Origin of the sequence: Paraburkholderia sp. CHISQ3 (genome assembly GCF_030464945.1) — a bacterium.
Taxonomy (GTDB): Bacteria; Pseudomonadota; Gammaproteobacteria; order Burkholderiales; family Burkholderiaceae; genus Paraburkholderia; species Paraburkholderia megapolitana.
Map to the genome: position 1 here is coordinate 63,361 of NZ_JALPRG010000007.1, position 17,598 is coordinate 80,958.

Here is a 17,598-nt window from a genome sequence, read left to right on the forward strand (position 1 = left end):
GCGAGACCGAGGTTGCCGCTGACGGCTGCGGCAACCGCGTCTATTTGAGCAGCAGAATCTGTTCGATCTGCTTCAGGATGTCATCCCGCTTCTCTCTCGACAGACCCCGCAGCCGGAGTTCGAGGCGGTCGTCGCCATACGACTTCAGATCCCCGACCGACACCCCTTCCAGCTTGATTTCGAGTCGCTGAGCGTAGCGCTGGCGGCCGGCCGGTTTGGTGCTTTCCTGCGGACTCGCCCTGCCCTTCACGATATCGGCGACTTGGCGGGTGCTCAGATCGTCCGAGAGGATCTTGTTGATCAGACGAAGCGTCGAGTCGGCGCCGCGTGCCGAGTGGTAGCGGCCGACCTGATAGGCCATGTTCGAGCCGAACCGGTCCGTTCGCACAACCATTTCGTGCATGACGACTTCGGGTAACTTGGCGATCGACAGTGCGACCGCGACCGTCGATTCATCGAGACCCAGATGTTCGGCCAGCTCTTTCTGGCTTTGAAAATGGCCGTCATCGAGAAAGCGTTTCCAGACTACGGCGTTATCGAAAACCGTTTGCGAGTCGCGCTGGACGTTGAGGTCGTAGCCGAGTTTGTAGCTTTCGATGCCGATGGGCAGATCTACGACGATCGCCTTCACCGTCTCCTTGTTGGCTTCCTTGAGCGCGCGTACCCGGCGCCCGCCGTCGCTGACGAAATAGCTTCCGGGATTGTCGTAGTCGGGGATGACATGGATGGCCTGTTGCTGTCCCTGTTTGGCGAGATTGACCGCCAGTTCCGCGATAGACGATTTCAAATAAAAATGCCGCGGATTAAACGGACTCGGTTTGATTGCCTTTAGTGCAAGCTCGATAACCTGTCCCGGACGATAGCCGTGTTCGAGGCGCCATGCCCGATAAGCGGGGGACTCATTGACGTGTTCTGCGGACTCGGCTGCTTCGCTGGATATAGCGACAACAGCCGGGACGCTGGCGGGCTGGCTCGAGCGACCTGCGATTTCATTGTTTTTTGTCGAACCTGGCTGCACGAGACCGTCGATTGCATTCAGACGATCGAGTGCGGTCCGTTTCTCGCTGCTGGTCGTGTCCGGACGCGCTTGAAAGCCTTTGGCGAACTGGGAGGGTTTCATTCAGGGTCCTTTATGCGCATAAATTCAGGGGAGCAAGGCGGCGATCTCGTCGGCGCATGCCCGGATTTCAAGGCTCGCGAGTTTTGCGCCACGGTCGTTCATTTGCAGAACGGTCTGGCCGAGCGCCATCGCCTGTTTGTAGGCTTCACGGGTGGGGATCTGTGTTTTGAGTAGAGGGAAGCCCAATTCTTCGAGCGCGCGCTTCAGTTCGCGCGTCAACATCCGCTTTTCTTCGGTCTTGTTCAGCAGGAAAACGGCCTTCAGATCTTCGTTCATCACCTGAGCCTGCTGGATCAGTTTGACGAGACCTACGCTCGACCAGTAATCCGCGGGAGATGAAGAGGTGGGAATAACTGCGATGGTGGCGGCGAGGAGAACGACGCCAGAGACCTTTTCCGTGATGGACGGAGGACAGTCGACGACGATCAGATCGTAATCGCCGACAAACTTCTTGATCTCGCGATGAATCTGGCCGCCGGCTTCAGAGAGGTTGACGACCGGGAATGGGATGCCGGATTCGCCGTCAGACGACGCGCTAGCCCAATGGATGAGGGTATTTTGCCCGTCGGCATCTACTACAAGGACTCGCTTACCTTTTTCATGGAAAGCAGCGCCAAGGTGCATCGCGATTGTGCTTTTCCCGACCCCGCCCTTCTGCTGAGTTACCGCGATGATTTCTGCAGCCAACGTTCACCTCCGTTTTTAGAAGCTGATGGATTTTACCGTGATGAATTTCAATATCAATCTTTTTGTCGTTAGGACACGACGAACTGGCCGTTCGGGGGAGGTTTTATGCGCATAAAGTGCCCCGGCTCAGAGGCTACGCAGTCTCTATGAAGGCAATTTGGTTGTGCAGTGAGGTGTGTGTCTCACGCCGGTAGCGACAGGTGCTCGTCCGAGGACCGGGTTTTATGCGCATAAAGTCACATCCGCCTCTGGCTAACGGAGGGTGCTAGCGGGAAAGTGGGAAAATAGCTGCCGGGCTGGAGCAATACCTGATTCGAAGTGAGCGGACGATGGGAAGCGCAATCAATTGGCGCAACGATCGCGCGTGCCTGATCAAAAGGGCCTACTCATCGGCCGGCCGGCCACTCCGACTCCACTGAGCGAAGGTCCCGCGCGGCCCAACTACCCACTAACTCACGCTTTCGCACGAACGGCAGCGCCCACCGCCAAAAACCCGACAAAAGAACCACCGATGATCACGATCTATCACAACCCCCGCTGCTCGAAATCCAGGGAAGCCTGCCAGCTGGTCGAGCAGACGTATAACGCGACGAACGAACCGGTCGAAATCGTCGAGTACCTGAAGCATCCATTGACGGCCGCCCAGTTGAAGAAGCTCGTCGGGATGTTGAACTGCTCGCCACGTGATCTACTAAGGCAGACCGAGGCCGAATACAAGACACTGAACCTTGGAGATCCGGATATCACAGACGACCAGCTATATCAGGCGATCGAAGCCCATCCGATCCTGCTGCAACGTCCAATCGTCGTGAGAGACGGCCGCGCCGTGATCGGCCGATCACCGGAAAACATAAAAACCTTATTCGACTAGGAAATCGAAAAGATCTCCGAAATCTTCAAATCCGAAGGCCCAATCGCCGTTCAGTCGCCTCGCCAACTGCCCGAGACTTCCCGTGAAGCGCCGCGCCAACAGACCCTCGTTCGCCCCCGCTTTTCCCGCAGCCAACGCGCCGCCAAAGCGAGTACGACGCCACACGGAGCATCCTTAACCGCCGCCGGGTTCGCCGCCGCAACGACACGGCGTGCCGCTACAATCTGCGCCAGCCACGCACCTGCATGAACCACCGTGGACCGCCGCATACCGCAATTCGCAACACAATCGAATTCACAACAAGATCGACCCGAAAACCAGAAAGGGACGCTGTGCATCTGACGACAACACTCACTCCGTGGTCCCCCCACGACACCCGGCTGATCCTTTCGTGCGCACTCGGGCTCGTGCTGATCATCGTTTTCATCAGCGCGTTGAAGCTGGCGCCGTTCCTGTCGATCCTCGTCGGCACGTTCGCCGCCGGCTTCAGCGCGGGACTACCGCTTGAAGCCATTGCCAGCGCGTTCAGCAAAGGGGCGGGCGCCTTGCTCGGCGACGTCGGCCTCATCATCGCGCTGGGTGCGATGCTGGGCGCACTGATGGCCGAATCGGGCGCGGCGGACCGACTCGTATCGACGATCCTCGATCACTCCACGCCGCGTCGTTTGCCGTGGATGATGGCGCTCGTCGCAATCATCATCGGTTTGCCGCTTTTCTTCGAAGTCGGTCTCGTGATGATGGTGCCGATCATCTTCGTGATGGCGCGCCGTTCGCAACAGCCTGTCCTGCGTATCGCGATTCCCGCGCTGGCCGGCCTGACGACGTTGCATGCGCTGCTACCGCCGCATCCAGGTCCGCTGATCGCGATCAGCGCCTTGCACGCCGATCTTGGCGTCACGCTCGGCCTCGGTCTGATCGTCGCGGTGCCGGCCGTCATTCTGGCCGGTCCGCTGTACGGTATGTGGCTGTCGAAGCGGATGCATGTCGTCGAGCCGGAGGAGATGGGCAAGCTGTTCGCGGCGAAAGCGCCAGACGGCGAATTGCCCGGCTTCCCGATCTCGTTGATCACGATCCTGCTGCCCGTCGTGCTGATGCTCGGCCGCACGGTGGCGAAGCTATGGCTCGCACCCGATACCTTCCTCTCCAATGCGCTCGATTTTCTCGGCGAACCGCTCGTTGCACTCGGCTTGACCGTGCTCTTCGCCATTGTCGCGCTGGGCTGGTCGCGCGGCATGCCGCGTGAGCGCGTCGGCGGCATCCTGCGCAAGAGCCTGCCGCCGATAGCCGCGCTGCTGCTGACGATCGGCGCCGGCGGCGGCCTGAAGCAGGCACTCGTCATCGCCGGCATCAGCACGACGATCGGCAAGATCGCGATCGGCGCACATCTACCGCTGATCCTGCTCGCCTGGCTGATCGCCGTCGCACTGCGCCAGGCCACCGGGTCGGCAACGGTCGCGACCACGACGACGGCGGGCATCGTGGCGCCCGTCGTCGCCGGTCTCAGCGTCACGCACAACTCCCTGATGGCGCTCGCGATCGGTGCCGGCTCGGTGTTCTTCTGTCACGTGAACGATGCGGGCTTCTGGATGGTGCGCGAGTACTTCGGTCTGCAACTGAAGCAGACCGTGTTCGTCTGGTCGATCCTGCAAACCATCGTCTCGGTGGTCGGACTCGTGTTGACGCTCGCGCTGTGGGGGCTATTGACCTGACGCAGCCAGGGGCGCGGCAACTGGCAGCAATTGATGGTGCGATGGCGCAGCGGTCACACGTGGACCGCGTAAGCTAGGCAGGCGCGTCACATTGCCATCGATAAAACAAACCCACACGGAGCCCACGATGCTCGAACTGAGACCGTCCTGTGAAGGATGCGGCAAATCGCTATCGGCGGATGCGCCCGACGCGATGATCTGCAGCTACGAGTGCACGTTTTGCGAGGTCTGTGCGTTGAGCACGTTACGCAACGTGTGTCCGAATTGTGGGGGCAATTTCCAGCATCGGCCGATCCGCCCACGCGCAATGCTCGCGAAGCACCCTGCGGCTACGCAGCGGCATCCGGCGTCGATCAATCAGGAAAGCCACGCAGCGTTCTTCGAGCGCTATCGCGCGACACCGCCCGGCGAACGCTGACATCGTGAGGCTTGCCCCCGGCGGGCGACAACTCAACGCAACGCAGCACACCGCGCATCATTCGTCGGCCTGCACACCACCAGCACCGCCAAGGCCCCCCGCTTCCCGCGCCGCCGCACGCAGCAACGCGATGTGTTTGCGGTAATTGCGGCAGCCGCTGCAGGTCGGCAGATGAACCTTGATCGCGAGCCATTCGCCGACCCCCAACGGTCGATCCAGCGCATCGGACAGCAGCCGCGTGATGTTCTTACACTTCCCCATTCGCATCCTCGCTGGAAAGACCTTTCTCGGTGAGACAGGTGCGCAATCGTAGACGCGCACGGTAAATCAGCACGCTGCAGTGGTTGGCCGACATCTGCAGTTCCTTGCAGATATCGGCGGTCTCGAGATCGAGGAACTCGCGCATCATGAACACGCGCCCGATCTGTTCCGGCAGATGATCGAGACACATCTCGAACAGCGTCCAGAACTGCTGCTGCCGCAACGCGTGCTCGGGCGTCGGCCACGGACGGGGCTTCGCTTCGCGCGACCAGTGGCCGTTGTCCTTGAAGAGCTCACGATCCAGCAACGACTCGCCATCGAGTTCCGCTTCCAGCGACGACAGGTTGACCGTCCGTTGACGGGCCCGCAGCGTGTCGACCAGCTTGTGACGCAGGATGCCGAATACCCATGTCTTGTGCTCCGATTGCGCGGCGAACCGGTCGGCCTGCGTCCACGCGGCGGCCAGCGCTTCCTGGACCGCATCCTCGGCCGCGGCCGCGTCGCGTAGCTGCAAGCGTGCAAAACGCAGCAGATCGCGCCGCAACTGCGCCAGATAGACGGGGTCGTCGAACGCCGGACCCGCAGCGGCGGTCATGCCGACTCCAGCGAAAAGAGTCGGCGTGACGACGACGCACCGGTGTCGCGGTCTCCAGACAGATGCTGCGGGTGATCAATCGTGTTCATGGCGAAGTGGGTGAGGTACCTGTTTCCGGTTCGTCACCCATTTTCCCGCACGTTGCCGCTTTCGACCATCCGCGTTCAGGCTGTTTTCCCGAAAGCTTCTGCGATTGGTCGCGCTTCGGGCGCCGAGATGACAGCGCCGGCCGTTTTTCTTTCAATTTCCCTTAGCCGGCCCCATGCGCGCCCGGTTTTCACGGGATTGTCACGCCATCGCCACGAATCAATCCCCGTGCTGCAAACCCGTGAGGGCCGGAGCCTGGCTTGATGGACAAGGTCGGGCGCTAACTTATCCACAAGGTTATTCAGCGAAATTGTGGATATCTTCAGTGGCATCCAGGTTATCCACTGAAGCTGCCCAAACCGCATCGTCGGCAGTCCGGTTCGGGTTGTCTTTGCCTATGATTACACTTGGCCTTCCCGCGCTTCGAGCGCTCCACCCTCAAGGAAAAGAAGATGGCTCACCACATCGCGATCATTGTCGGCAGCCTGCGCCGCGACTCGACCAACCGGCAGCTCGCGCACGCGCTGACTTCGCTGGCCCCCGCCGATCTGTCGTTCGAATTCCTCGACATCGGTTCGCTGCCGCTCTACAGCCAGGACTACGACGCCGAGTTTCCCGAAGTGGCGCAACACTTCAAGCGGCGCATCGAAGCCGCCGACGGCCTGCTGTTCGTTACCCCCGAATACAACCGCTCGATCCCGGGCGTGCTGAAGAACGCGCTCGACTGGGGTTCGCGCCCGTGGGGCAAGAGCGTGTGGGCGGGCAAGCCCGGCGCGGTCATCGGTACGTCGCCGGGGGCGATCGGCACGGCGCTGGCGCAGCAGCATCTGCGCAATGTGCTTGCCTATCTCGACGTGCCCATGCTCGGGCAACCGGAAATGTTCATCAAGCACGATGTCTCGCGAATCGACGAGAGCGGCGCCATCCTCAACGACGATACGCGGGCGTACCTGCAGTCGTTCGTGGATCGCTATGTCGCGTGGGTCGTGCATCATCACGCAGGCTGAAGCCGGCTTTCAAAGCGCTACGGAGGCAAAGCGAGCGGGCGGCATCCGCCCGCTCCCGCGCGTCCGCCGTCACACGTGGTGATGACCCGTCACGCGCTCCCAGCCGTGGCGTACGGCCGCCTTGACGCGTTCCCATGTCTCGCCGGGTTCGTCGGTTGCGCTGGGCGTGCCGTTCGTTTCCCAATCGTGCTGGGCCTCAAGTTCCAGCTCGTCCCATGAGCGGTCGTGAAAACGCGCATCGCGCGCAAGCGTTGCGCCGTACCGGTACGCGGGTACGTAGTCTTCGTAGCGCGCATTCTCGCTGGCGTACTGCTCGTCGTAGTGACTGCGAAAGTCCTCTTCGTACTCCATGAACTCGTCGGGCGTATCGGCTATCGGCGCGGTCGACGGTATGGGACTGCGTGCCGCCGATGGCCGGGCAGCGGCCACCGGTTCGCTGTCACGCGGGTCGGGCCGCAGCACGGCGCCTGAACCCGGCGCGGCCCCGGCGGCGATGACACCGAAGGCGGTATCGTCGGTGGGAAGCGGGCGCGTAACTGGCCCAACGGCGGGCGCGACGGCGGCCGCGCCACCGATCCCCAGTTCGTCGAGTATCGAATGCTCGCGACCCGCATCCGGATCGGCCAGTGCCGCTTCCCAACCCGGTGCGCGTTCGCCGACATCGGTGGCGCCGAGCTTCGTCAGTAGCCGGCTGGCGAGTTCCGCATGGGCTTCGCTGGCGGCGTTCACGCAGACGAGCACTGCTCCGCGCTGCACGGCATCCCTGTAGCGCTCCGCTTCCACCGTGCGTGGCTCCGAGGCGAACAGGTTGGCCAGAAAGCGTTCGATGTTCGCGAGCACGCCCGCGCCGCTACCGGACGTAGCGGTTGCGTCGGGCGTGGATTCGGGGTTCGCCTGCAACTCGATGTCGGCTTGCGCGAAGCCGGTCCGCACGAGGGTATCGCGTGCGCCTTCGGCGTCGGCATACCTGTCGAACAGGCCGATCACGACATGTTTCATGGCTGCCTCCCGGCAATGGAACGAAGCGCGAGGCGCGCTTCTTCGGGTAGCAGGCTGCAATCATCGTGCCGGTTCTGCGGCGCTTCGGCCGCCGGCCCGGCAAGCCTTGCGCAGCAAGGCCGCGCGACGCCGCCGCGAAAGAGCATAGGGTGCGGTAGACGTATTTTCTACAATCGACAGCCCGTGTTGCACGGGGCCGTCACACCCAGACACAAGCTCAGGTTTCAGGCTGCGCGTGCGCCAGATCCCGCTGGATCGCCTGCAGGATCTGCTCGAGCAGCGCGATATCGAACGGCTTCGACAACACCTTCACATCCACGTGACGAGCCCGGTCGAGCTCCTCCGCGTAGCCCGTGACGAGAATCACCGGCAGCTTCGTTTCGAACGCCTGAACCGCTTCGGCGAGATCGATGCCGTTCATGGCGCCGGGCATATGGATGTCGGAAATCACCAGATCGAACGGCAGCGGCTCGCCGGTGCGTGCCTGCTTCGCGTGTGCATCGTCGAACAGGCGCAGTGCGGTGTCGGCGTTGAACACCCACGTCACCTGGTGACCCATCATCTGTAGCAGCGCTTCGGTGCCAGCGGCGACCTCGTCGTTGTCCTCGACCAGCAGGATCCGCAAACCGTGCGGCGTGCCGGTGTGTTCGAGCGGGGCTTCGCGCGGCCGCTCGAATTCCGGCGCGGCGGCTGCCCGCGGCAGGTACAGTCGCACCGACGTGCCTGCGCCAATCGCGCTGTCGATTGCCGCGAGGCCGCCCGAGCGTTCGCAGAACGCGAACACCTGCGGCAGCCCGAGGCCGGTGCCCATGCCCTTCGGCTTGGTCGTGAAGAGCGGTTCGAAGGCACGCGCGAGCACATCCGGCGGCATGCCCACACCGGTATCCTCAAGCGAGAACTGAACGAACTCGCCGATCAGTGGGAAGCCGTCTTCATGGCGGAAACTGATGTTGGCCGCGCGCACCGTGAAGCGGCCGCCGTTCGGCATCGCATCGCGTGCATTGACGGCGATATTGATCAGCGCGAGCTCGAGTTCGGCGACGTCGACGCGCATCGGCCATACGTCGATACCGATGTCCATCACCAGCGAAACCTTCGCGCCCAGCGACGCCCGCAGCAACTCGCGGCACGACGGCAGCCAGCGTTCGACGGCGAGCGTCTCGTTGTGTAGCGGCTGCTTGCGCGCGACGCCGAGCAACTGCCGCGTGAGCGACTGGCCGCTCTTGAGCGCTCGCTCGACCGCCGACAGCTCGCGCTCGAGCCCCGGCACGCCGCGCCGCCGGACGATCTGCACGTTCGCCGAGACGATCATCAGCAGGTTGTTGAAGTCGTGCGCGACGCTGCCGACCAGGTTGCCGAGCGCCTCCATCTTGCGCGACTGACGGTACGCGGATTCGATCGAGCGGCGCATCGACGCTTCGGCCTGCCAGCGCTCCCACGCTTCCTCTTCGGCGCCGAGGCGCTTGAGCGACAGCCAGATCACGCACCACAGCACGATGGACGGCGTGAACATCGACAGGATCAGCACACTCAGATGCCGGTACCACTCGGCCCAGATCGCGGAGGTGCGATAACCGCACGATACGTACACGGGGTAGGCACCGACGCGCCGGAACGCGAGAATCAGGTTGTCGCCGTCGGTGCTCGAGCGGGTCCGTACCACGCCGTCGCGACGACCTTCCGCGAGCGCCGCGGCGAACGGCGACCGCGGGTCGACCGTGGCGGATCCCGATACCCGTGCCGGGTAGTGCGCGAGAATTGCGCCGTCGCTACGCAGCAGGGACATGGTCATCGGTGCGTCGCGGCCGCCCAGCAGCTCGCGATAGAACGCACTGAAGTAGCCGGGCCGCAGCGCCACCGATACGACGCCTTCAAAGGTGCCGTTGTCGTCGCGTCGCGCCACTCCGGTGTTGAACACCTGTTCGCCGGCGACCTGGCCGATCATCACGCGCGAGACATGGTCGAGGACCCGGCCGTCACGAATCCCGGTGAAATCCTCGCGATTGAGGATCGATGCCGGCGGCGCCGGGAAATAGCGGCTGCTCGCGAGCAACGCGCCGTCGCTGCCGAAGATCGAGACCGCCGAAACCTGCGGATAGCCGCCGCCCATCACGCGCAGTTTTTCGTGAATGACCCCTTCGGCTTCGCGAATGCCGTGGTCGTCGAGGTCCTGTACGAGATCGACGACACGCGCATCGAGTGCCTCGTTCATGTCGAACACCTTCAGCGCGTGCTCTTCGGCGACGCGCACGGTACGCAGCGTGACGTCGGTGGCATCGGCTTCGCGTGCCCGCAGATCGTTGAAGGCCATGATCGAGACGTAGATGCATGGCAACACGATCGCGGCGACGAGCAGCGCGATCAGCGTGGCGCGCCGGACGGCGAAGTTGTGTTCGGGCACCGTCGGAAACGGCGCGTCCTCCTGCCTGGCAGAAGCAAGACGGCTCGCGGGCGACGGTTCGGGCCGGTCAGGTGTCATCGTGAGTAGCGCTTAAATGCACAGGAAGTATGGCCGGTTTTCATCTTACGACAAGGATCGGGACGAATCCGGAAGCGCAAACGTACACAAAAGTATAAACGGCGTATTTAGCGGGCAGATTAATTTGAAAATTCCATGAAGAGACTGGATAAAGGGCAATTCTATTCGTAGAAGGTGAGCAGCGAGTCCGCGAGAGCACTCTTGCTGGCTAAAGAAATGCTATTGCGCCGCCGTTAACGTGCACGACCCGGTGCGCGCCCCGGCGCATGCCTCGCCCAGACCCCGCCGCACGCCCCGGCGCGCCAACCCATCTGGTATTCCGATCCGCCGCCATGCCTTTGCCCATCGTGATCGCCGACGATTCGCTGCTTGCCCGCAGGGTGCTCACGAGAGCACTGCCGCCGGAGTGGGACGTCGACATCAACTACGCGACCAATGGTCGCGAGGCGCTGGCGTTATACCGCGCTGGCAAGGCGTCGGTGATGTTTCTCGATCTGACGATGCCGGATATGACCGGTTATCAGGTGCTCGAAGCGTTGCAGCACGAAGATCTGAATACGTTCGTGATCGTCGTCTCCGCCGATGTCCAGCCGATGGCCCAGGCACGCGTGCGCGCGCTCGGCGCAGCGGCGTTCATCGCGAAGCCGGTGAGCCCCGAGGCGGTACTGCCCGTCCTCAAGGAGTACGGGTTGTATGTCTGAGCCAGTCCTCACCGAAGATCAGCGCGACGCGCTGCAGGAGGTCGCCAATCTGGCGATGGGGCAGGCCGCGACGCGTCTCGCGCGGCTGCTCGATGCGTTCATCGAGCTGTCGGTGCCGCGCGTGCGGGTCGTGGCCGTGAGCGACGCGGCCGACACGCTGCGCGAGATGACCGGTATCGACGAGCCGGTCACGGCCGTGCGCCAGGGCTTTCGTTCGGATATCAAGGGCGAGGCACTGGTGCTGTGCCGCAGCGGCAGCATCGCGCAGCTTTGCGCGCTCGTGAACGATCCCTATCCGCGTTCGGCCTACGAGGCGACGAACGAGGAAGAACTGACGTTCGACGTCGCGAACGCGCTGACCGGCGCGTGCGTGTCGTGCATCCTCGACCAGCTCGGCCGGACCCCGGTGTTCTCGCCGCCAGGCATGCTGGGTGCGTCGCTGTCGCTCGACGAGGTGTTTCAGCCCGGCGTGCTCGCGTGGGAAGTTGCGCTGCTGATCGAAGTGAACTTCGCGCTCGAGGACCACAGTTTTCGCGCGCACTTCGTGATGCTGATGGCCGAAGATTCGATCCGCCATATGAACCTCGCGCTCGACGCGCTGCTGTCCAGCTTATGAATGCGCCGGCCCTTTCCCTCAGCGATCTGGTTGTCGAACGGGTCGGTTTCGGCATCTTCGTACTCGACCGCGACATGAACGTGCTGATGTGGAATCGCTTCATGCAGGATCACAGTGGCCTCGCCGCAGAGAAAGTAGTCGGGCGCCCGATCTTCGACAATTTTCCTGAGCTGCCGCGCGCGTGGTTGAGCCGCAAGCTCGAGAGCGTGTTCCAGCTGGGCAGCTTCGCGTTCAGTTCGTGGGAGCAGCGCCCTTATCTGTTCAGGTTCGACCACGACCGGCCGATTACCGGCGGCGTCGACTTCATGCAGCAGGACTGCACCTTCATGCCGCTCACGCGCGAGCGCGAAGTGGTGGCGGTGTGCGTCACGGTATCCGACGTGACGCACGTGAGCATCGTGCAGCGCGAACGCGAAGAGGCGGTAGCGAAGCTGCAGGAATACGCGGACCGCGACGGCCTGACCGGCATCGCGAACCGGCGTTTCTTCGAATCGAAGCTCAGCGACGAATACACGCGCTGGCAGCGGTACGGCGGCGATCTGTCGGTGCTGCTGTTCGATCTCGACCACTTCAAGACGATCAACGACCAGTTCGGCCACGTTGTCGGCGATGGCGTATTGCGCGAGATGGCGCAGCGGGTCGCGGACGTGGTGCGCGTGGAAGATACGTTCGGCCGTTTCGGCGGCGAGGAATTCGCGCTGCTGCTGCCGTGCACGCCGCTCGGCGTGGCGATGCAGGTCGCCGAGAAGATCCGCCACACGATCGGCGATGCGCCGGTCGACGTGCAGGGCGTGAGCGTGCCGGTCACGGCCAGCGTCGGAGGGGCGGCGGCGCGCGCGGGCGTGCCGACCTACGAGGTGCTGATCAACGAAGCCGACGCCGCGCTGTACAGCGCGAAACGGCAGGGACGTAACCGCTCGATCGCATTTGCCTGAACGCGGGTCGACCGCGCGAAAACCGTCGATAGCCCCCCAAACTGCGGGTCAGGGCAAAGATTGGTATACTTTTCGCCGCTTCCGGTGTCCCAGCCGGTTTCGCGCGTGTCCGCGCGCGCGGGCGGCTTGCCCTGCGGGTAGGCATGACTTCTTCACCGCCTTTGGGCGCTTCAGCGGAGATTGTCTTGGCCGTTTCCAATCTCGTCGTGGACGATACTCAAACAACCGATGCCGCTGCCGTTACGTCAGGCAGCTCGTTTTATCTGGCCATGCGCATCTTGCCGGCCGCGCAGCGCGACGCGATGTATCAGGTGTACGCGTTCTGCCGCGCCGTCGACGACATCGCCGATGGCGACCTGCCGCGCGCCGAACGCGCTGCTGCGCTCGAGCGCTGGCGGGCCGACATCGACGCCTGCTATGCCGGTGCGCCGCCCGCGCCGCTGGCCGCGCTGACGCGGCACATCCACACGTTCCAGCTCCAGCGCGAAGACTTTCACGCGATGATCGACGGCATGGCGATGGACGCCGCCGAAGACATCTGCGCACCCGACGAAGCCACCCTCGATCTCTACTGCGACCGCGTCGCGAGTTCGGCGGGACGGCTATCGGTGAGGATATTCGGGATGCAGGAGCAACCGGGGCGCGACCTCGCGCATCACCTGGGACGCGCACTGCAGCTCACGAACATCCTGCGCGATATCGACGAAGACGCCGGCATCAATCGTTGCTACCTGCCGCGCGAACTGCTGGCGAGCGAAGGCATCGCGGCCGCGAGCCCGACTTCGATTGCCGACGATCCCGCGATCCCGCGTGTCTGCGCGCCGCTCGTCGAACGCGCGAAGCAGCATTTCGCAGCCGCCGACGCGATCATGGACGCCGCCTCGCGCAACCACGTGCGCGCGCCGCGCATCATGTCCGGTGTGTATCGCTGTCTGCTCGAGCGCACGGTCGACCGTGGCTTCGACATTCCGCGTACGAAGGTCAGCAAGCCGCGCATGCGGCTACTGTGGATCGTCGCCCGCTACGCGTTCTTCTGATGGTGAAACTCGTTCACGTGATCGGCGCAGGTCTTGCCGGTCTCGCCGCCGCCGTCCAGTTGCAGCGGCGCGGTGCACGGGTGGTGCTGCACGAAGCGACGGCCCAGGCGGGCGGGCGCTGTCGCTCGTATTACGACCGCACACTTGGCGCGACGATCGATAACGGCAATCATCTCGTGCTGTCCGGCAATCACGCGACGCTCAACTACACGCGTGCGATCGGCGCCGCCGACGAACTCGTCGGCCCCGCACAGCCCGAGTATGCGTTCATGGATCTGGCGAGCGGGGCACGCTGGACCGTACGACTTTCGCCGGGACGCGTGCCGCTGTGGATCTTCGACGGCGCCGCGCGCGTGCCCGGCACGCATGCGGCCGATTATCTGTCGCTCGTGCCGCTGCTGTTCGCGAAACCGGGCCGCACGATGGCGCAAACGATGCGCTGTAACGGCGCGTTGTGGGATCGCCTGCTGCGGCCGCTGTTTCTCGCGGTGCTGAATGTCGAGCCGCGCGACGGTACCGCTGAGCTGGCGGGCGCGGTGCTCCGCGAAACGCTGGCCGCGGGCGGTCAGGCATGCCGGCCGCTGGTGGCACGCAACGGCCTCGCGAGCGCCTTCGTCGATCCCGCGCTACGCCTGCTGCAGCATGGCGGTGCGGAGATCCGGCTTGGCTCGCAGCTAAAATCGATTGAATTTGCCGAGACTGGGCGAGCCGCCGCGCTCGGCTTCGGCGACCTGAACGTCGAACTCGCGAACGGCGATGCGGTGGTGCTCGCGGTCCCGCCCAACGTTGCGCAGACGCTGGTGCCCGGCGTGCAGACGCCGGGCCGCTTCACGGCGATCGTCAACGTGCATTTCGCTGTCGATCCCCCCATCGGCCACCCGTCGATGCTCGGCTTGCTGAATTCGACGGCCGAATGGCTGTTTGCCTTCGACGGCCGCCTGTCGGTCACGATCAGCGGCGCGGACCGGCTGATCGACATGCCGCGCGAAGAGCTCGCGCGGATCGTGTGGGCCGAAGTGGCCCATGCGGCGAGCCTGCCGGTCGAGCCGATGCCGACCTGGCAGATCGTCAGCGAAAAGCGCGCGACGTTTGCCGCGTTGCCCGAAGAAGAGATGCGCCGCCCCGGCACGCGCACTCGCTGGAATAACCTGATGCTCGCGGGCGACTGGACGGCTACCGGCCTGCCCGCGACGATCGAAGGGGCGATCCGTTCCGGCCAGAAGGCCGCGGATGCGCTCCTGAACGAACCGATGGAACGCCGATGAACGACCTGTCTCTTGCCCACTCGACCGACGCGACCGCGCCGCTGCCTGATGCTGCCCACGGCGGCGGCGTACCGGATGCTGCGCTCAATGCCGCTGTCGAGCACGCAACCACGGCGATTCTCGACGCGCAGCGTCCGGACGGCCACTGGGTCTACGAACTCGAAGCCGACGCGACGATTCCCGCCGAATACGTGCTGCTCGTCCACTATCTCGGCGAAACACCGAACCTCGAACTCGAACAGAAGATCGCGCGTTATCTGCGCCGTATCCAGTTGCCGGACGGCGGCTGGCCGCTCTTCACCGACGGCGCGCTCGACGTCAGCGCGAGCGTGAAGGCGTACTTCGCGCTGAAGATGATCGGCGATCCGGAAGACGCCGAACACATGCGCCGTGCCCGCGAGGCGATTCTCGCGCACGGCGGCGCGGAGGCATCGAACGTCTTCACGCGCATCATGCTCGCGCTGTTCGGCGTGGTGTCGTGGTACGCGGTACCGATGATGCCGGTCGAGATCATGCTGCTGCCGAAGTGGTTTCCGTTCCACCTGTCGAAGGTGTCGTACTGGGCGCGCACGGTGATCGTGCCGCTGCTGGTGCTGAACGCGAAGCGGCCGGTCGCGCGCAATCCGCTTGGCGTGCGTATCGACGAGCTGTTTCGCGGCGCGCCGGTTACGACCGGGCTGCTGTCGAAGGCGGGGCATCAGAGCCAGAGCTGGTTCGTGTTCTTCCGCGCAGTGGATGGCGTGCTGCGCCTCGTCGACGGACTGTTTCCGCGGCACACGCGGCGCCGCTCGGTCGATGCCGCGGTCGCGTTCGTCGATGAACGGCTGAACGGCGAGGACGGCCTCGGCGCGATTTTCCCGGCGATGGCGAACGCCGTCATGATGTACGACGTGCTCGGCTATCCGGCCGACCATCCGCAGCGTGCGACCGCGCGTCACGCGCTCGACAAGCTGCTGGTGATCCACGATGACGAGGCGTATTGCCAGCCTTGTCTGTCGCCGGTGTGGGATACGTCGCTGGTGGCGCACGCGCTACTCGAAACCGGTGACGCGCGCGCCGAGGAAGCGGCGCTGCGCGGGCTGCAATGGCTGCGCCCGCTGCAGATCCTCGATGTGCGCGGCGACTGGATCTCGCGTCGCCCCAACATCCGTCCCGGCGGCTGGGCGTTCCAGTACGCGAATCCGCACTACCCGGACGTCGACGATACGGCCGTGGTCGCGATGGCGATGCATCGCGCGGCCGCGCTCACGCATTCGAATGTCGATCGCGAAGCCATTGCGCGTGCGCGCGAATGGGTGGTCGGCATGCAGAGCAGCGACGGTGGCTGGGGCGCATTCGAGCCGGAAAACACCCAGTACTACCTGAACAACATTCCATTCTCCGATCACGGTGCGCTGCTCGATCCGCCCACCGCCGACGTATCGGGCCGCTGCCTGTCGATGCTCGCGCAGCTCGGCGAACTGCCGGCCGCGAGCGAGCCGGCGCAACGCGCGCTCGACTACGTGCTCAAGGAACAGTTGCCGGACGGCAGCTGGTACGGCCGCTGGGGCATGAACTACGTGTACGGCACGTGGACCGCGCTGTGCTCGCTGAACGCGGCCGGCATTGCCCACGACGACCCGCGCATGCGCCGCGCCGCGCAATGGCTGATCTCGATCCAGAACGACGACGGCGGCTGGGGCGAGGACGGCACGAGCTACAAGCTCGACTACCGCGGCTACGAACGGGCGCCGAGCACCGCGTCGCAGACCGCATGGGGGTTGCTCGGCCTGCTGGCGACCGGCGATGTCGACCATCCTGCGGTCGCGCGCGGCATCGCTTACCTGGTGCGCGAGCAGCGCGAACATGGCCTGTGGGACGAGACGCGCTTCACCGCAACGGGCTTTCCGCGCGTGTTCTATCTGCGCTATCACGGGTATCGCAAGTTCTTCCCGCTGTGGGCACTGGCGCGCTATCGACAGTTGAAACGCGACGGCGAGACGCGCGTCGCGGTCGGGATGTGATGACGACGACGTTCGATCTACCGGTCATCGTCGTGACCGGCATGGCGTTCGAGGCGCGTATCGCGCGTGGCGCAGGCGTTGAAACAGTATTCGCGGCGCGTGCCGATCTGCTCGAACGCGCATTGAACGAGGCAGTGGCGCGCGGTTGCTCGGGCATCGTCAGTTTCGGTACGGCTGGTGGCCTGGCGCCGGAGCTTGCTGCGGGCACGCTGATCGTGGCCGATGCTGTCGATGGGCCACTCGGCCGTATTGCCACCGATCGATCGTGGAGCGACCTGATTGCTGCCGCGCTGGCCGCTACGCCGCTCGGTGCGCGTTTGCACCGTGGCTTGCAGGCCGCGGTGACCGCGCCGCTTACCGGTGCCGCCGCGAAGGCCGCACTGCACCAGGAGACGGGCGCGCTCGCAGTCGATATGGAATCGCATGTCGCGGGCGCAACGGCTGCGGCGCACGGGTTGCCGTTCGCGGTATGTCGCGCGATCGTCGATCCGGCATGGCGCACGTTGCCGCCCGCCGCGACCGCCGGGTTGCGCGACGACGGCCGGACCGCGCTCGCGCCGATCCTGCGCGAGCTGATCCGCCAGCCGTCGCAACTGGGCGCGTTGCTCCAGCTTGCCGGCGATGCGCGTGCGGCGCGGAAGTCGCTGGTCGAGGCGCGTCGGGCGCTTGGTGAAGCCGGTGCGCTGCATCCGCGCACGACGCGCTGAGCGCGGAGCAGTCTCAGGCAGCATTTCCGTCGATCACAACGAAACAGCCCGGCATGCGTGAGCATGTCGGGCTGTTTTGCGTTGAGGCGCAGCGGCGGACG

General features: G+C 64.3%; 17 protein-coding genes. 11 read left to right on the plus strand and 6 right to left on the minus strand.

The window, feature by feature from the left end:
* Positions 1 to 40 precede the first annotated feature (40 nt).
* Positions 41 to 1,120, minus strand: coding sequence for a ParB/RepB/Spo0J family partition protein (locus tag M0D65_RS17740; RefSeq protein ID WP_266253849.1), 1,080 nt, complete (start codon positions 1,118 to 1,120; stop codon positions 41 to 43).
* Positions 1,121 to 1,144: 24 nt separating this feature from the next.
* Positions 1,145 to 1,807, minus strand: a complete 663-nt coding sequence (parA, locus tag M0D65_RS17745) for a ParA family partition ATPase (RefSeq protein ID WP_096725337.1) — start codon at positions 1,805 to 1,807, stop codon at positions 1,145 to 1,147.
* 511 nt (positions 1,808 to 2,318) lie between these two features.
* Here parA and arsC point away from each other — a divergent pair.
* The 3 genes from arsC to M0D65_RS17760 all read left to right on the plus strand — a co-directional run bounded on the left by arsC (position 2,319) and on the right by M0D65_RS17760 (position 4,805).
* Positions 2,319 to 2,678, plus strand: coding sequence for an arsenate reductase (glutaredoxin) (gene arsC / locus M0D65_RS17750; protein WP_266253850.1), 360 nt, complete (start codon positions 2,319 to 2,321; stop codon positions 2,676 to 2,678).
* 332 nt (positions 2,679 to 3,010) lie between these two features.
* On the plus strand, positions 3,011 to 4,387 hold the full coding sequence (locus M0D65_RS17755) for a gluconate:H+ symporter (RefSeq protein WP_091011964.1): 1,377 nt from the start codon (positions 3,011 to 3,013) through the stop codon (positions 4,385 to 4,387).
* 127 nt (positions 4,388 to 4,514) lie between these two features.
* Complete coding sequence (locus tag M0D65_RS17760) at positions 4,515 to 4,805, plus strand: DUF1272 domain-containing protein (RefSeq protein WP_266253851.1); 291 nt, start codon at positions 4,515 to 4,517, stop codon at positions 4,803 to 4,805.
* 57 nt (positions 4,806 to 4,862) lie between these two features.
* Here M0D65_RS17760 and M0D65_RS17765 read toward each other — a convergent pair whose 3' ends face one another.
* Both M0D65_RS17765 and M0D65_RS17770 read right to left on the minus strand, forming a co-directional pair.
* Positions 4,863 to 5,072, minus strand: coding sequence for a zf-HC2 domain-containing protein (locus tag M0D65_RS17765; RefSeq protein WP_266253852.1), 210 nt, complete (start codon positions 5,070 to 5,072; stop codon positions 4,863 to 4,865).
* Positions 5,053 to 5,661: an RNA polymerase factor sigma-70 gene (locus M0D65_RS17770; RefSeq protein WP_266253853.1), complete on the minus strand. Its 609-nt coding sequence runs from the start codon at positions 5,659 to 5,661 to the stop codon at positions 5,053 to 5,055. Before M0D65_RS17770 ends, M0D65_RS17765 begins: the two co-directional genes overlap by 20 nt.
* 539 nt (positions 5,662 to 6,200) lie before the next feature.
* Between M0D65_RS17770 and M0D65_RS17775 the strand changes: the two genes are divergently transcribed.
* On the plus strand, positions 6,201 to 6,755 hold the full coding sequence (locus tag M0D65_RS17775; protein WP_266253854.1) for an NADPH-dependent FMN reductase: 555 nt from the start codon (positions 6,201 to 6,203) through the stop codon (positions 6,753 to 6,755).
* 69 nt (positions 6,756 to 6,824) lie between these two features.
* Here the strand turns inward: M0D65_RS17775 and M0D65_RS17780 are convergent, their stop codons facing one another.
* On the minus strand, positions 6,825 to 7,754 hold the full coding sequence (locus M0D65_RS17780) for a hypothetical protein (RefSeq protein ID WP_266253855.1): 930 nt from the start codon (positions 7,752 to 7,754) through the stop codon (positions 6,825 to 6,827).
* 217 nt (positions 7,755 to 7,971) lie between these two features.
* Entirely contained in the window at positions 7,972 to 10,233 is a 2,262-nt protein-coding gene (locus tag M0D65_RS17785) for a hybrid sensor histidine kinase/response regulator (protein WP_266253856.1), read from the minus strand.
* 332 nt (positions 10,234 to 10,565) lie between these two features.
* Here M0D65_RS17785 and M0D65_RS17790 point away from each other — a divergent pair, with 332 nt between their 5' ends.
* From M0D65_RS17790 to M0D65_RS17820, 7 genes are all read left to right on the plus strand, one after another.
* Complete coding sequence (locus M0D65_RS17790; RefSeq protein WP_266253857.1) at positions 10,566 to 10,934, plus strand: response regulator; 369 nt, start codon at positions 10,566 to 10,568, stop codon at positions 10,932 to 10,934.
* A complete protein-coding gene (locus tag M0D65_RS17795; RefSeq protein ID WP_266253858.1) occupies positions 10,927 to 11,550 on the plus strand; it encodes a chemotaxis protein CheC in 624 nt (207 codons plus the stop codon). Before M0D65_RS17790 ends, M0D65_RS17795 begins: the two co-directional genes overlap by 8 nt.
* The gene (locus M0D65_RS17800) at positions 11,547 to 12,485 is read left to right on the plus strand and encodes a sensor domain-containing diguanylate cyclase (RefSeq protein ID WP_266253859.1); all 939 of its coding nucleotides are present in this window, start codon (positions 11,547 to 11,549) and stop codon (positions 12,483 to 12,485) included. Before M0D65_RS17795 ends, M0D65_RS17800 begins: the two co-directional genes overlap by 4 nt.
* A 185-nt stretch (positions 12,486 to 12,670) precedes the next feature.
* Positions 12,671 to 13,522: a presqualene diphosphate synthase HpnD gene (gene hpnD / locus M0D65_RS17805; protein WP_091011937.1), complete on the plus strand. Its 852-nt coding sequence runs from the start codon at positions 12,671 to 12,673 to the stop codon at positions 13,520 to 13,522.
* On the plus strand, positions 13,522 to 14,787 hold the full coding sequence (gene hpnE, locus M0D65_RS17810) for a hydroxysqualene dehydroxylase HpnE (protein WP_266253860.1): 1,266 nt from the start codon (positions 13,522 to 13,524) through the stop codon (positions 14,785 to 14,787). The genes hpnD and hpnE overlap by 1 nt, the downstream gene beginning before the upstream one ends.
* On the plus strand, positions 14,784 to 16,790 hold the full coding sequence (gene shc, locus M0D65_RS17815; RefSeq protein WP_266253861.1) for a squalene--hopene cyclase: 2,007 nt from the start codon (positions 14,784 to 14,786) through the stop codon (positions 16,788 to 16,790). Before hpnE ends, shc begins: the two co-directional genes overlap by 4 nt.
* Entirely contained in the window at positions 16,790 to 17,497 is a 708-nt protein-coding gene (locus M0D65_RS17820; protein ID WP_266253862.1) for a phosphorylase, read from the plus strand. Before shc ends, M0D65_RS17820 begins: the two co-directional genes overlap by 1 nt.
* Positions 17,498 to 17,598: the final 101 nt, after the last annotated feature.